Source organism: Crenobacter intestini (assembly GCF_004919095.1).
Classification (GTDB): Bacteria; Pseudomonadota; Gammaproteobacteria; order Burkholderiales; family Chromobacteriaceae; genus Craterilacuibacter; species Craterilacuibacter intestini.
The window spans coordinates 18,335-32,008 of sequence record NZ_STGJ01000021.1 but is presented as its reverse complement, the minus strand read 5'-3'; the positions used below and the strand labels follow the sequence as shown (position 1 = coordinate 32,008).

The window sequence follows — 13,674 nt, the reverse complement described above, 5'->3', positions numbered from 1 at the left end:
AAGGGCAGCCCGATGGGCTGTCAACCCTGGCCATGACAAAATCCGCCATTTTCCGTAGTGTCCGCCGGTTTTTTGGCCGGATTGTGCCTAAGGATCAATGGCTTGGGTTTTTTATAGCGTGTGGCAGCGGTCGCCCTGAGTGAAGCCCGTCCAGTCAATGCCGACACCGCGGCCGAACGCGACCACCTTGAAGAGTTCGCCCATCTCGGCCGGTGACACCAGTTTCTGCGCGGCGGCCGCCTGCGGCGCGTAGCGCGCGGCGTCGCTACTGTCCAGACGCGACAGCTCGTCGGCGAGCCCCGCGTTGACGAGGAACTGCGCCTGCGACAGGTAGCCGATCAGGTCGAGCCCGGCTGAGAGTCCCGCCTCGGCGACAGCGGTGAAGTCGACGTGGCAGGTGAGGTCCATCAGGCCGGGCAGGAATAACGGGTCGTCGACCGTGTGGTGGCGGTAGTGGCCGATCAGCGTGCCGCGGCTGCGTTGCGGGTGGTAGTACTCGGCGCGCGGGAAGCCGTAGTCGATCAGGATGACCGCGCCGCGAACGAGGCGCGCACCCAGCGTGGACACGAAGGCCGCGTTGGCCGGGCTCACCTCGCTGACGTAGCCGGGGAGGGCCGGCAGGCAGGCGTCGGCACGTTCAGCGAGTGCCGCGTCGGCGGGGCGGTCGGCGAAGGCGAAGGCGGCGCCCTCGCGTACCACGCCACGGCGCAGCACGGCGCCATTCTCTCCGCGTACCACCAGCTCGCACGGCATCGCGTCGAGCACCTCGTTGCCGATCACCACGCCGTCAAGCCGTTCAGGCAGCTCGCCCGCCCAGCTGACGCGGTCCAGCCACGTCGGCGCCTTGGCCGCCAGCAACGCCTGCTGGCGATCGATCAGGTCGGGCGACAAATCGATAATCACGTAGCGCTCGGGCAGGCAGCCCAGTTCGGCGAGCCGCGCGAGCAGGTCGGCGGCGAGGCGGCCGCTGCCGGCGCCGAACTCGTAGACGGTGCCGCCGGTTTGCGGCAGCAGTTCGGCAATCTGGCGGGCGAGGGTGGCACCGAACAGCGGGGTCAGCTCAGGCGCGGTGGTGAAGTCGCCGCCGGCGCCGAGCTTGGCGCTGCCCGCCGCGTAGTAGCCGAGGCCAGGCGCGTACAGCGCGCGCTCCATGTAAACGGAGAACGGCAGCCAGCCGCCGGCGGCGTCGATTTCGGCGCCGATCAGCGCGCACAGTTGTTCGCTTGCGGCCTGGGCGGCCGCGTCGGGAGCGGGAAGCTGGGTCATCACGGGATTCCGGTACAATATGACGAGATTGTCTGCCAAAGCCCCGGCCATGAGAAGGGCATGGCAGGGGAACGGACCGCAGGAGGCGAGATGGACGACAAGGTGGTGCTGGTAACGGGGGCCGCCCGGCGGGTCGGCGCGGGGATCGCGCGGTACTTGCACGCTCGGGGCTGCAAGCTGGTGTTGCACTACCGCGGCTCGCGTCTTGAAGCCGAGGCGCTGGCCGATGAGCTTGAGCGCGTGCGCGCGGGTTCGGTCTGCCTCGCGCAGGCCGACCTGACCGCGGCGGGCGCGCCCGAGCGGCTGATCGCCGAGGCCGTGGCTGCCTTCGGCCGGCTCGACGCGCTGGTCAACAACGCGTCGAGCTTCTACCCGACCGAGGTCGGGGCAATCGGCGAGGCCGACTGGGACGACCTGATCGGCTCCAACCTGAAGGCGCCGCTGTTTCTGGCGCAGGCAGCGGCGCCGCACCTCGCGGCGAGCCGCGGCGCGATTGTCGGCATCGTCGACATCCACGCCGAGCGGCCGATGGCGAAGCATCTGGTGTACAGCGTCGCCAAGGCCGGCCACGCGCAGCTGATCCGTGCGCTGGCGCTGGAGCTTGCGCCGCGGGTGCGCGTCAACGGCGTCTCGCCCGGGGTCAACCTGTGGCCGGAGGACGAGGTGTCGTTCGACGCGGCCGAGCGCGCGCGCATCGAGGCGAGCATCCCGCTGGCGCGCACCGGCGGGCCGGACGACATCGCGCGGGCGGTCGCCTTCTTGCTGCTGGATACCGGCTACGTGACCGGGCAGATCCTGGCGGTCGACGGCGGGCGCAGCGTGGTGCTGTAGCGGCGCTGGCGAAAGCGGGCGGTTTGGCGCTAAAATCGCCGGCTTTTCAGCCCCTTACAGCCTGCCATGACTGATTCGAACGACGCCGCCCTCAAGGCGGACAAGGCCGCCTACGAGGGCAACAAGCTCACCAAACGTCTGCGTCACCATGTCGGCGACGCGATCAACGATTTCAACATGATCGAGGACGGCGACCGCGTGATGGTCTGCCTGTCCGGCGGCAAGGACAGCTACGCGCTGCTCGACATCCTGCTCGGCCTGCAAAAGTCGGCGCCGATCAGTTTCTCCATCGTCGCCGTCAACCTCGACCAGAAGCAGCCGGGCTTTCCGGCCGACGTGCTGCCGGCCTACCTCGAGTCGATCGGCGTCGAGTACCGCGTCGTCGAGGAAGACACCTACTCGATCGTCAAGCGGGTGATCCCCGAGGGCAAGACCACCTGCAGCCTGTGCTCGCGCCTGCGCCGCGGCGTGCTCTACCGCGTCGCCGAAGAGCTGGGCGCGACCAAGATCGCGTTGGGCCACCACCGCGACGACATCCTGCAGACGCTGTTCCTCAACATGTTCTACGGCGGCAAGCTCAAGGCGATGCCGCCCAAGCTGGTGTCGGACAACGGCAAGCATGTGGTGATCCGCCCGCTCGCCTACTGCCGCGAGAAGGACCTCGAGCGTTACGCCGAGCTGCGCCAATTCCCGATCATCCCGTGCAACCTGTGCGGCTCGCAGCCCAACCTGCAGCGCCAGGTGGTGAAGGAAATGCTCAACGACTGGGACCGCCGCTTCCCCGGCCGCATCGAGACCATGTTCCGCGCCCTGCAGAACGTGGTGCCGTCGCACCTGGCCGACACCCAGCTGTTCGGCTTCGTGGACCTGGTCGCGGGCGAAGTGCCGGCGGCCGGCGGCGACACGGCCTTCGACAAGGAAGAGTTCCACGACCCGCAGCCGGTGGACGAGGACGGGCAGGCGAGGAAGCGGATCAGCATCCTTGACTCGCGTCCGAAGGAGAGCGCCTGTGGCGGGTAAGGCGCGCCACCCGTTCCGCCGCCGCGTGCGCGGCGGCGTCGACGCGATGCCCGAAGTCGAGATCTCGGAGACTGGCAACATCCGCTCGCTGCACCTCGGTTCGGAGACCGTGCAAAGCTCGATGAACCTCGACGAGCCGTCCGAGCTGGTGCTCAGCTACACGCGGGCGATGGCGGGCTTCCTGCTGTTCAGCGAGGCGCCGGAGCACATCCTGCATATCGGCCTGGGCGGCGGCTCGCTGGTGCGCTTCATCGACGAGTACCTGCCCGACGCGCGCCAGGTCGCGGTCGAGATCAATCCGCAGGTGGTCGCGGTCGCGCGCTCGTTCTTCCAGCTGCCGCCGGAGGGCGAGTACTTCGAGATCGTCGAGGCCGACGGCGCCGACTACGTGAAGATTCCGCGCGATTCGGCCGACGCCATCCTGGTCGACGGCTACGACGGCCTGCAGATCGTCGACGCGCTGGTCAGCGACGACTTCTTCGAGGACTGCAAGCGGGCGCTCAGCCCGCGCGGCGTGTTCGTCGCCAACTGGTGGAGCGGCGACAAGCGCTATCAGGGCTTCCTCGAGCGGCTGCTCGCGGTGTTCGACGGGCGCGTGCTCGAGCTGCCGTCGGCCGGCCACGGCAACGTCGCGGTGCTGGCGTTCAGGCAGAGCCCGGTGCCGACCGCGTGGGACGCGCTGGAAGAACGCGCCGCCCGCCTGGAATGCCGCTACGGCGTCGAGTTTTCCGACTTCGTGCGCCGCCTGCGCGAGAGCAACCTGCACAGCGCCGGACGATTGCTGGTCTGACCCTGCGATCCGCCTGTCCAGCCCGCCTTCCGGCGGGTTTTTTCTTGTGCGCGACAGCGGGCTGTCGAGCCCTATTGCATGGAGGAATAAGGCGTATAATCGCGACTTTTGCGGCTTCGCGCCGTGCCGGCCACCTGCGTCGCCGGCGGCCGCGTCCTGCTTGCGGACGCGCCCGGGTAATCACTTCCGTGGAATCCATCGTGATCAGACAGCAACTTCTCTCCCGCATTGCCGACAAGTCGGCGGTCATCGGCATCGTCGGCCTGGGCTACGTCGGCCTGCCGCTGATGCTGCGCTTCGCCGAAGTCGGCTACAAGGTCATCGGCTACGACATCGACCAGCGCAAGGTCGACGCGCTGATGAACGGCAGCAGCTACATCGAGCACATCAGCGCCGACAGCATCCAGCGCGCGCTGATGGACGGCTTCGAGGCGACCTGCGACTTCGCGCGCGCGGGCGAGGCCGACGCGCTGATCCTGTGCGTGCCGACGCCGCTCAACAAGTACCGCGAGCCGGACCTCTCCTTCGTACTGAACACCATCGATTCCCTGGTGCCTTACCTGCGCAAGGGGCAGCTGGTGTCGCTCGAGTCGACCACCTACCCGGGCACCACCGACGAGGAGCTGCTGCCGCGCATCGAGTCGCGCGGGCTCAAGGTCGGCCAGGACGCCTTCCTGGTGTTCTCGCCCGAGCGCGAAGACCCGGGCAACCCGAACTTCACCACCCGCACCATCCCCAAGGTGTGCGGCGGCGTCACCCCCGCCTGCCAGGAAGTCGGCGTCGCGCTGTATGGCGCGGTGATCGACCAGGTGGTGCCGGTGTCGAGCACCCGCGCGGCCGAGATGACCAAGCTGCTGGAGAACATCCACCGCGCGGTGAACATCGGCCTCGTCAACGAGATGAAGATCGTCGCCGACAAGATGGGCATCGACATCTTCGAGGTGATTCGCGCCGCGGCGACCAAGCCATTCGGCTTCGTTCCCTACTACCCAGGCCCGGGCCTGGGCGGGCACTGCATCCCGATCGACCCGTTCTACCTCACCTGGAAGGCGCGCGAGTACGGCGTGAACACCCGTTTCATCGAGCTGGCCGGCGAGGTGAACTCCGGCATGCCCGACTGGGTGGTCGCCAAGGTGGCGTCTGCCTTGAACGGTCGCAAGAAGGCGATCAACGGCAGCCGCGTGCTGGTGCTGGGCATCGCGTACAAGAAGAACGTCGACGACATGCGCGAGAGCCCGTCGGTGTTCCTGATGGAAAAGCTGCGCGCGCTGGGTGCCGAAGTCGCGTATAGCGACCCGCACGTGCCGGTGTTCCCGCTGATGCGCGAGCACCACTTCGACCTGGCGAGCACCGAACTTTCCGCCGCCTCGCTCGCGTCGTTCGACTGCGTGCTGCTCGCGACCGACCACGACAAGTTCGACTACGCGCTGATCAAGGCGAACGCGAAGCTGATCGTCGACACCCGCGGCAAGTTCCTCGAGCCGGCCGACCATATCGTGAGGGCGTAAGCGATGCACTCATTCGAAACCATCCGGGGCCGCAAGGTCCGCTTCGCGCTGGTTGGCTGCGGCCGTATCGCCGCCAACCACTTTAACGCGCTGGAAAAACACGCCGACCGCGCAGAGCTGACCGACGTGTGCGACATCGACCCGGCGGCGCTCGCCGCAGCGGTTGCGCGCACCGGCGCGCGCGGCCACGCCAGCATCGACGCGCTGCTGGAAGCGAGCGACGCCGACGTCGTGATCCTGACCACACCGTCCGGCCTGCACCCGGCGCAGAGCATCGCCGCGTCGCGCGCGGGCTTTCACGTGATGACCGAAAAGCCGATGGCGACGCGCTGGGAAGACGGCCTCGCCATGGTGCGCGCGGCCGACGAGGCCGGCCGCCGCCTGTTCGTCGTCAAGCAGAACCGCCGCAACGCGACCCTGCAGCTCTTGAAGCGCGCGATGCAGGCCAAGCGCTTCGGCCGCATCCATATGGTCAACGTCAACGTGTTCTGGACGCGGCCGCAGTCCTACTACGACCAGGGCGCCTGGCGCGGCACCTGGGAGTTCGACGGCGGCGCCTTCATGAACCAGGCCAGCCACTACGTCGACCTGCTCGACTGGCTGATCGGCCCGGTCGAGAGCGTGCAGGCCTATATGGCGACGCTCTCGCGCGACATCGAGGTCGAGGACACCGGTACCGTCAGCGTCAAGTGGCGCTCCGGTGCGATGGGCAGCATGAACGTCACCATGCTGACCTACCCGAAGAACCTGGAAGGCTCGATTACCATCCTGGGCGAGAAGGGCTCGGTGCGCGTCGGCGGCGTCGCCGTCAACGAGATCCAGCACTGGGAGTTCGAGACGCCGCACGAGATGGACGCCGAGATCAAGGACGCCAGCTATGCGACGACCAGCGTGTACGGCTTCGGCCACCCGCTCTATTACGACAACGTGATCCGCGTGATGCAGGGCGAGGCCACGCCTGAGACCGACGGCCGCGAAGGGCTGAAGTCGCTCGAGCTGCTGATCGCGATGTACCTGTCCGCGCGCGACGGCCGCCGCGTCAGCCTGCCGCTCGACTACTGAGCGCACGCACGAGGAACAAGGGATGAGTGAAACGATGATCCACCCGACCGCCATCGTCGATGCGGGCGCACAAATCGGTGAAGGCACCCGCGTCTGGCACTGGAGCCATGTCTCGGCCGGCGCGCGTGTCGGCGCCGGCTGCTCGTTCGGCCAGAACGTGTTCGTCGCCAACGACGTGGTGATCGGCGACAACGTGAAGGTGCAGAACAACGTGTCGATCTACGACGCGGTGACGCTGGAAGACGACGTGTTCTGCGGGCCTTCGATGGTGTTCACCAACGTGAACAACCCGCGCAGCCACGTCAGCCGCAAGCACGAATACCGCCGCACCGTGGTGAAGAAGGGCGCGACCATCGGCGCCAACGCCACCGTGGTGTGCGGCCACGTGATCGGCGAGTACGCGTTCATCGGCGCCGGCGCGGTGGTTACCAAGGATGTGCCGCCTTACGCGCTGATGGTCGGTACGCCGGCCAGACGCATCGGCTGGATGTGCCAGTGCGGCGAGCGCGTCGACAGCACGCTGGGCGAGCACGAGTGCGCTGCCTGCAACACCCGCTACCAGGTCACCGGCAACAGCTGCACGCCTGTCTGACCAAGGCGCCGGGCGGGTGAGCCGCAGAGCGGCGCCCGCCCGGTTTTCCGTTTTCCGTCCCGGCTTTCGCCCGCAGGGCAACAAGGTTTACCCATGTCCATCCAGTTCATCGACCTCAAGGCGCAGTACCAGCATCTGAAAGCCGACATCGACGCGCGCATCCACGCGGTGCTCGACCACGGCCAGTACATCATGGGCCCGGAAGTGGCCGAGCTTGAGGCGGCGCTCGCGTCCTACGTGGGCGTCAAGCACGCCGTCGGCGTCAGCGACGGCACCACCGCCTTGCAGATCGCGATGATGGCGCTGGGCATCGTCCCGGGCGACGAGGTGATCACCAGCCCGTTCACCTTTATCGCCACCGGCGAGATGATCGCGCTCTTGGGCGCCAAGCCGGTGTTCGTCGACATCGACCCGACCAGCTACAACCTCGACCCCGCGCTTGTCGAGGCGGCGATCACCCCGCGTACCCGCGCGATCATGCCGGTCAGCCTGTACGGCCAGTGCGCCGACTTTGCCGCGATCAATGCGATCGCCGAGAAGCACGGCCTCGCGGTGATCGAGGACGGCGCGCAGAGCTTCGGTGCGAGCCAGCGAGGCCGCCGCTCGGGCAGCCTGTCCACCATCGGCTGCACCAGCTTCTTCCCGTCCAAGCCGCTGGGCTGTTATGGCGATGGCGGCGCGTGCTTCACCGACGACGATGCGCTTGCCAAGAAGATGCGCGAAATCCGCGTGCACGGGCAGGACAGGCGCTACCACCACCCGGTGATCGGCCTCAACGGCCGGCTCGACACCCTGCAGGCGGCGGTGCTGCTGGCCAAGCTGCCGAGCTTCCCGGATGAGGTCGAGGCGCGCGCGCGCATCGGCGCGCGCTACAGCCGCCTGCTGCAGGATGTCGCCCGCGTGCCGGTGGTGGGCGAGGGCAATACCCATGTCTACGCGCAGTACACCATCGAAGTCGCCAACCGCGAGGCGGTGCAGGCCAGCCTGAAAGAAGCCGGCGTGCCGACCGCGGTGCACTACCCGATCCCGCTGCACCTGCAGCCGGCGTTCGCTGGTCTTGGCCAGGGCGCGGGCAGCTTCCCGGTCGCCGAGGCGGCCGCGGCGCGGGTGATGAGCCTGCCGATGCACCCCTTCCTCGACGAGGCGAGCCAGGATGCGATCGTCGCCGCGGTGAGGCAGGCGCTGGCGTGACGGGTGGCTTGATGCGGCGCGCGCGCGCGCTGTTTGCCGGCGGTTTCGCCCGCAACGTGACGCTGCTCGCCGGCGGCGCCGCGCTGTCGCAGTTCCTGCCGCTGATGGCCGCGCCGCTCTTGACCCGGCTCTACACGCCGGCCGACTTCGGCGTGCTGGCGATCTACACCGCGTGGCTCTCTTCGCTCGCGGTGCTGATGACCGCACGCTACGACATGGCGATCGTGCTGCCGCGCGAGGAGGCCGACGCCGAACGGCTGATGGCGCTCTCGCTGCTGCTGTCGTTTGCCCTGTCCTTTGTCGCCATCCTGCCCTTGTGGCTGGCCGGCGACGCGCTCGCCGCGTGGGCGGGCGAGGCATCGCTCGCCCGGCTGTTGCCGTGGCTGCCGCTCTCCCTGTGGCTGGGGGGGCTGATGCAGGCGTTCACCAGCTGGAACAACCGCCACCAGCGCTACCGCGCCAACGCGGGCGGCCGCCTCGCGCTGGGCGGCAGCCTGGTCGGCGTGCAACTGGCGGCGGGTTTCGCGGGGATGGGGGCGACCGGCCTCGTGCTTGGCCAGTTGGCCGGGCAGGCCGCGTCGACGCTGGTGCAGGCCTGGCAGGACATCCGCGCGAAGTTCGGCTGGCGGCGCGGCGTCGACCGCGCGGGGCTCGCCGCCGTGGCGCGCCGCTACCGCGAGTTTCCGCTGATCAACGCGCCGCACGCCTTCGTCGCGTCGCTGCAGGACATGCTGACGGTGACGCTGCTGACCGCAACTTCCGGCTCGGCGACCGTCGGCCTGTATGGCCTCCTGATGCGGGTGCTGAAGCTGCCGGCGGCGCTGGTCGGCCAGGCGGTCGCGCAGGTCGCCTACCGCGACCTTGCCGCTGCGCACGCGGCGCATGAGTCGCTGCGGCCCCTGCTCGCGCGGCTAATGGCCATCCTGTTCTCGCTCGCGCTGCCGCCCTTCGTGGTGATCGTGCTGTGGGGGGATGCGCTGTTCGCGTGGGTGTTCGGCGAAGCCTGGCGGCAGGCGGGCGAATACGCGCGCATGCTCGCCCCCTACATCCTGTTCCATTTCGTCGCCTCGCCACTGGGCATGGTGCCCTTGGTGATCGGCCGCCAGCGCACCGCGTTCGCGTTCACCGTCGTCGGCATCTCGTTGTTCCTCGCGGCGCTGTCATTCGGTTTCGAGCGATTCGGCGACGTCGGCGACGCTTTTGCGTTAGTCTCGGCAGTGATGACTGTCTATTTTTCTGCTTACTTTGTCTGGTTGTGGAAGGCGGTGCGGCGATGAGGCTGTGGCGCGCCCTGTTGTACCGGCTCTCCGGGCTGATCGGCCCGCGCATGGTGGTCGGCTTCACCCGCTACGACGGCGTACGCCTGCCCCGCGTGCGCGTCTCCAACATGACGCGGATCGAGCACCCGCACCAGCTGATGGTCGACGACAACGTGTTCATCGGCCACTTCAACCTGATCGACGCCTCCGGCGGCCTTGCCATCGGCGAGGGCTGCCAGATCACCAACTATGTGTCGCTGCTCACTCACTCCAGCCACGACGCGCTGCGCCTCTATGGCGCGGCCTACCTCGACCACCGCGAGCATGTGGCTTACCTGAAAAAGCCGACTGTGCTCGGCAAGTACTGTTTCGTCGGCCCGCACTCGGTGCTGATGCCGGGCGTGCGGCTGGGCAAGGGGTGTCTGGTGTCCGCGTATTCGCTGGTGGAGGCGGGCGACTACCCCGACTTCGCGGTGCTCGCCGGCAACCCGGCGCGCGTGGTCGGCGACACCCGCAGCCGCGACGAGAAATTCCTCGCCGCGCATCCCGAACTCAAACCCCTGTACGAGGCCTGGGCCCATGATTGACAGACTCTTGGTGGTGGGCTCGGCGTCGGTGCACACCTGGCGCTACCTCGCAGGCATCGCGCCGCATGTGCGCGAAGTGTGGCTGGCGACCAGCGACGAGGTGCCGCCGGCGCGCCGGCCGGCCAACCTGGCAGGCGTCCTACGCGTCGACTTCCGCTTCTCCTCGTTCTCGGCGGTCGGCAAGTTGCGCGGCTGGATGAAGTCCATCCGCCCCGACGTCGTGCATATCCACCAGGCCAACAGCGTCGCCTGGCACGCGACGCGCGCCGCGCGCGGCCTTGGCATTCCCATCGTGCTCACCGCGTGGGGGTCGGACGTGCTGCGGCTGCCGCAGCAGAACCCGCTGATGGGGCAGATGGTGAAGGCCAACCTCGCCGCCGCCGACCTGATCACCTCGGACTCGCTGCATATGGCGGCGAAGATCCGCGAATTCACCGGGGAGAAGGCGCGCATCGCGGTGCTCAACTACGGCATCGACGCGCTGCCGGCTGCGGTCGACGTCGCCGCCAAGCCCTATCAGGTGCTGTCGTGCCGGCTGCACAAGAAGCTCTACCGCGTCGATGCAATCTTGCGCGCGTGGGCCGAAGTCGAGGCCGACCCGCGTTATGCGCGCTGGAGCCTGACCGTCGCCGCCAGCGGCGAGGAGACCGACGCCTTGCAGGCGCTCGCCGCCGGGCTGAACCTCTCGCGGGTGGTGTTCACCGGCTTCGTGCAGGCCTCGCGCCTCGCCGAGCTTTACTCGCAAAGCCGGGTGTTCGTCAGCGTGCCCGAGTCGGACGCGACCAGCATCAGCCTCTTGGAGGCGATGGGGCACGGTTGCCTGCCGCTGCTCTCCAACCTGCCGGCCAACCTCGAGTGGGTGATCGACGGCATGGGCGGGGTGATCGCCGAAGATATCGGCCGGCTGGGCGACGCGCTCAAGGGCGCGCTCGACACTGCCGGCGATGACGCGCAGTTGACCGACGCCGCCATGCTCAACCGGCGCCTGGTCGAAGCCAAGGCGCTCCACCACGAAAACATGGCGAAATTCGCCGCGCTCTATACGGAAGTGACCGGCGCCGCCCGCGCCGCAGAGAAAGCATGAAAGTTGTCCATCTGACCAGCGCGCACCCGCGCCACGATATCCGCATCTTCGTCAAGGAGTGCCAGAGCCTCGCCGCCGCCGGCTTCGACGTCAGCCTGATCGTCGCCGACGGCCAGGGCGAGGAGATCCGTGGCGGCGTGCGCATCCACGACGCCGGCGCCAAGAGAGGCGGCCGCTTCTCGCGCATGACCGGCACCGTCCACCGCGTGTACGAGGCGGCGCGCGCGCTCGCGCCCGACGTCGTCCACTTCCACGACCCCGAGCTGATCCCGGCCGCGCTGCGCCTGAAGCAGGCCGGCATCAAGGTGGTCTACGACGTGCACGAGGATGTGCCGCGGCAGATCCTCGCCAAGCACTGGATCCCCGGCGCCGCCAGGCCCTGGGTGTCCGGCGGCTTCGAGCGGGTTGAGGACTGGGCGATCGCGCGTTTCGACGCGGTGGTCGCCGCGACCCCGCATATCCGCGAGCGCTTCGCGCAGCGCGCCCTGCATTGTGTCGACGTGTGCAATTACCCCATCCTCGACGAATTTCTGCAGGAAACCGACTGGAACGCGCGGCGCAACGAGGTGTGTTACCTGGGTGGCATCAGCCGTATCCGCGGCATCGGCCCGGTGGTTGACGCGCTGCCGGAGACCTGCGCGCGGCTGAACCTGGCCGGCCCGTGGAGTGAGCCTGCGCTGCGCGACGAATTGGCCCGGCGCGAGGGCTGGGCGCGCGTCAACGAACTGGGCGTGCTCGGCCGCGACGGCGTCGCCGACGTGCTCGCGCGCAGCAAGGCGGGGCTGGTGACGCTGTTCCCGACGCCCAACTACGTCGACGCGCTGCCGATCAAGCTGTTCGAGTACATGGCGGCCGGCCTGCCAGTGATTGCCAGCGACTTCCCGCTGTGGCGCGCCATCGTCGAGGACGCCGGCTGCGGCCTGTTGGTCGACCCGCAAGACGCGGGCGCGGTCGCGCAGGCGATCAACACGCTGTTCGCCGACGAGACGCGCGCGCGAGAAATGGGCGAGGCCGGCCGCCGTGCGGTGCTCGCCAAATACAGCTGGGCGGCCGAGGCGGAAAAGCTGGTCGCGCTCTACCGCACGCTCGAAGCCGCAGGCTGAGGCGGCCACCCCGCCATCAAAGAACAAGATGAAGATCCTCTATATCAACCACTACGCCGGCTCGCCGGCCCACGGCATGGAGTTCCGCCCGTACTACCTCGCGCGCGAATGGGTGCGCGCCGGGCACGAGGTGAACATCGTCGCCGCCGACTTCTCGCACCTGAGGCAAAACAACCCCGAGCTCGGCAAGGCGTACGCCGACCAGGTGATCGACGGCATCCGCTACACCTGGTGCCGCACGCCGCGCTACGAGGGCAACGGCGCGAAGCGGGTGGTCAATATCTTCGCCTTCCTGCGCCGGCTGATGGGCCTGTCCGGGCGCTTCTTGCGCGACTGGAAGCCGGACCTGGTGATCGCGTCGAGCACCTACCCGCTCGACACAGTGCCGGCGGCGTTCATCGCCGGCAAGACCGGTGCGCGCCTCGCCTACGAGGTGCACGATTTGTGGCCGCTGACGCCGGTTGAAGTGGGCGGCATGAGCCCGAAGCACCCGTTCATCCGTCTCTTGCAGTGGGCCGAGGACTTCGGCTACCGGAAGGCCGACACCGTGGTGTCGATGCTGCCGTGCGCGAAGGACTACATGCTCTCGCACGGCATGGCGCCCGGGAAATACGCGGTGGTGCCCAACGGGGTGGATGTCGCCGAGTGGCAGGGCGAGCCGCTGCCGTTGCCCGACGCGCACCGTGCGCTGCTGGAGGGCTTGCGCGCAGACGGACGCTTCATCGTCGGCTACGCCGGCGGGCACGGCCTCGCCAACGCGCTCGACTTCCTGCTGGAAGCGGCGGCGGGCCTGACGGACAGCCGGGCCGCCTTCGTGCTGGTCGGCGACGGGCCGGACAAGACGGCGCTGGAAGGTGAGGCGCGGCGGCTGGGTCTTGCCAACGTGCACTTCCTGCCGGCCATCCCTAAGCGCGCGGTGCCGGCCTTCCTCGCCGCGACCGACGCGCTGTATATCGGCTGGCGCAAGTTGCCGATCTACCGCTTCGGCATCAACCCGAACAAGCTGTTCGACTACATGATGGCCGGCAAGCCAGTGATCCATTCGGTCGACGCCGGCAACGACATCGTCGCCGCGGCCGCTTGTGGCATCAGCGTGGCGGCGGAAGATCCGGCGGCGATCGCGCAGGGCGTGCGCGCGATGATGGCGAAGACGCCGAACGAGCGCGGCCGCTTGGGCGCGGCCGGCCGCCAGTACGTGCTGGCCAACCACGATTACAAGGTGCTGGCGCGGCGGTTTATCGACGCTTGCTGCCCGTGATGGCGATGGTGGGTTACGCCGCGCACCCGCGGCTAAGCCACCCTACGCGGTGATCAATAAATGTAGGCTGGGTTAGCCCCAGACTGAGCGCGGCAAGCGAAGCGGCGCGAAGGAATGGGGGCG

Annotated in this window: 13 protein-coding genes; 12 read left to right on the top strand and 1 reads right to left on the bottom strand. The window is 68.4% G+C overall.

Annotated features, from left to right (window positions below; translation table 11 throughout):
• Positions 1-111: 111 nt before the first annotated feature.
• Complete coding sequence (locus E5K04_RS14805) at positions 112-1,266, bottom strand: class I SAM-dependent methyltransferase (protein WP_136555530.1); 1,155 nt, start codon at positions 1,264-1,266, stop codon at positions 112-114.
• Positions 1,267-1,356: 90 nt separating this feature from the next.
• On the opposite strand from E5K04_RS14805, the gene E5K04_RS14800 reads away from it, so the two are divergent.
• The 12 genes from E5K04_RS14800 (at position 1,357) to E5K04_RS14745 (ending at position 13,551) form a co-directional block, all read left to right on the top strand.
• Complete coding sequence (locus E5K04_RS14800; RefSeq protein WP_136555528.1) at positions 1,357-2,097, top strand: pteridine reductase; 741 nt, start codon at positions 1,357-1,359, stop codon at positions 2,095-2,097.
• Positions 2,098-2,163: 66 nt separating this feature from the next.
• Positions 2,164-3,117, top strand: coding sequence for a tRNA 2-thiocytidine(32) synthetase TtcA (ttcA, locus tag E5K04_RS14795; protein ID WP_136555526.1), 954 nt, complete (start codon positions 2,164-2,166; stop codon positions 3,115-3,117).
• Positions 3,107-3,907, top strand: coding sequence for a polyamine aminopropyltransferase (locus tag E5K04_RS14790; protein WP_136555524.1), 801 nt, complete (start codon positions 3,107-3,109; stop codon positions 3,905-3,907). Before ttcA ends, E5K04_RS14790 begins: the two co-directional genes overlap by 11 nt.
• 203 nt (positions 3,908-4,110) lie before the next feature.
• Positions 4,111-5,415, top strand: coding sequence for a nucleotide sugar dehydrogenase (locus tag E5K04_RS14785; protein ID WP_136555601.1), 1,305 nt, complete (start codon positions 4,111-4,113; stop codon positions 5,413-5,415).
• Positions 5,416-5,418: 3 nt separating this feature from the next.
• Positions 5,419-6,477, top strand: coding sequence for a Gfo/Idh/MocA family protein (locus E5K04_RS14780; protein WP_136555522.1), 1,059 nt, complete (start codon positions 5,419-5,421; stop codon positions 6,475-6,477).
• 22 nt (positions 6,478-6,499) lie between these two features.
• Positions 6,500-7,069, top strand: a complete 570-nt coding sequence (locus tag E5K04_RS14775) for an acyltransferase (RefSeq protein ID WP_136555520.1) — start codon at positions 6,500-6,502, stop codon at positions 7,067-7,069.
• Positions 7,070-7,162: 93 nt separating this feature from the next.
• Positions 7,163-8,260: a DegT/DnrJ/EryC1/StrS family aminotransferase gene (locus E5K04_RS14770; protein ID WP_136555518.1), complete on the top strand. Its 1,098-nt coding sequence runs from the start codon at positions 7,163-7,165 to the stop codon at positions 8,258-8,260.
• 11 nt (positions 8,261-8,271) lie between these two features.
• The gene (locus E5K04_RS14765) at positions 8,272-9,537 is read left to right on the top strand and encodes a lipopolysaccharide biosynthesis protein (RefSeq protein ID WP_136555516.1); all 1,266 of its coding nucleotides are present in this window, start codon (positions 8,272-8,274) and stop codon (positions 9,535-9,537) included.
• Positions 9,534-10,106 carry an acyltransferase gene (locus tag E5K04_RS14760; RefSeq protein ID WP_136555514.1) on the top strand — a complete coding sequence of 191 codons (573 nt, stop codon included), beginning with the start codon at positions 9,534-9,536 and terminating at the stop codon, positions 10,104-10,106. Before E5K04_RS14765 ends, E5K04_RS14760 begins: the two co-directional genes overlap by 4 nt.
• A complete protein-coding gene (locus tag E5K04_RS14755) occupies positions 10,099-11,190 on the top strand; it encodes a glycosyltransferase (RefSeq protein WP_136555512.1) in 1,092 nt (363 codons plus the stop codon). Before E5K04_RS14760 ends, E5K04_RS14755 begins: the two co-directional genes overlap by 8 nt.
• Positions 11,187-12,293, top strand: coding sequence for a glycosyltransferase family 4 protein (locus E5K04_RS14750; protein WP_136555510.1), 1,107 nt, complete (start codon positions 11,187-11,189; stop codon positions 12,291-12,293). Before E5K04_RS14755 ends, E5K04_RS14750 begins: the two co-directional genes overlap by 4 nt.
• A gap of 28 nt (positions 12,294-12,321) precedes the next feature.
• Complete coding sequence (locus tag E5K04_RS14745) at positions 12,322-13,551, top strand: glycosyltransferase family 4 protein (RefSeq protein WP_136555508.1); 1,230 nt, start codon at positions 12,322-12,324, stop codon at positions 13,549-13,551.
• Positions 13,552-13,674 lie beyond the last annotated feature (123 nt).

Excerpts from the sequence above, each read along its gene's own strand:
- E5K04_RS14805 (WP_136555530.1), bottom strand. The coding sequence starts at position 1,266 with ATGACCCAGCTTCCCGCTCCCGACGCGGCCGCCCAGGCCGCAAGCGAA.
- E5K04_RS14800 (WP_136555528.1), top strand. The coding sequence starts at position 1,357 with ATGGACGACAAGGTGGTGCTGGTAACGGGGGCCGCCCGGCGGGTCGGC.
- ttcA (WP_136555526.1), top strand. The coding sequence starts at position 2,164 with ATGACTGATTCGAACGACGCCGCCCTCAAGGCGGACAAGGCCGCCTAC.
- E5K04_RS14780 (WP_136555522.1), top strand. The coding sequence starts at position 5,419 with ATGCACTCATTCGAAACCATCCGGGGCCGCAAGGTCCGCTTCGCGCTG.
- E5K04_RS14775 (WP_136555520.1), top strand. The coding sequence starts at position 6,500 with ATGAGTGAAACGATGATCCACCCGACCGCCATCGTCGATGCGGGCGCA.
- E5K04_RS14770 (WP_136555518.1), top strand. The coding sequence starts at position 7,163 with ATGTCCATCCAGTTCATCGACCTCAAGGCGCAGTACCAGCATCTGAAA.
- E5K04_RS14765 (WP_136555516.1), top strand. The coding sequence starts at position 8,272 with ATGCGGCGCGCGCGCGCGCTGTTTGCCGGCGGTTTCGCCCGCAACGTG.
- E5K04_RS14760 (WP_136555514.1), top strand. The coding sequence starts at position 9,534 with ATGAGGCTGTGGCGCGCCCTGTTGTACCGGCTCTCCGGGCTGATCGGC.
- E5K04_RS14755 (WP_136555512.1), top strand. The coding sequence starts at position 10,099 with ATGATTGACAGACTCTTGGTGGTGGGCTCGGCGTCGGTGCACACCTGG.
- E5K04_RS14750 (WP_136555510.1), top strand. The coding sequence starts at position 11,187 with ATGAAAGTTGTCCATCTGACCAGCGCGCACCCGCGCCACGATATCCGC.
- E5K04_RS14745 (WP_136555508.1), top strand. The coding sequence starts at position 12,322 with ATGAAGATCCTCTATATCAACCACTACGCCGGCTCGCCGGCCCACGGC.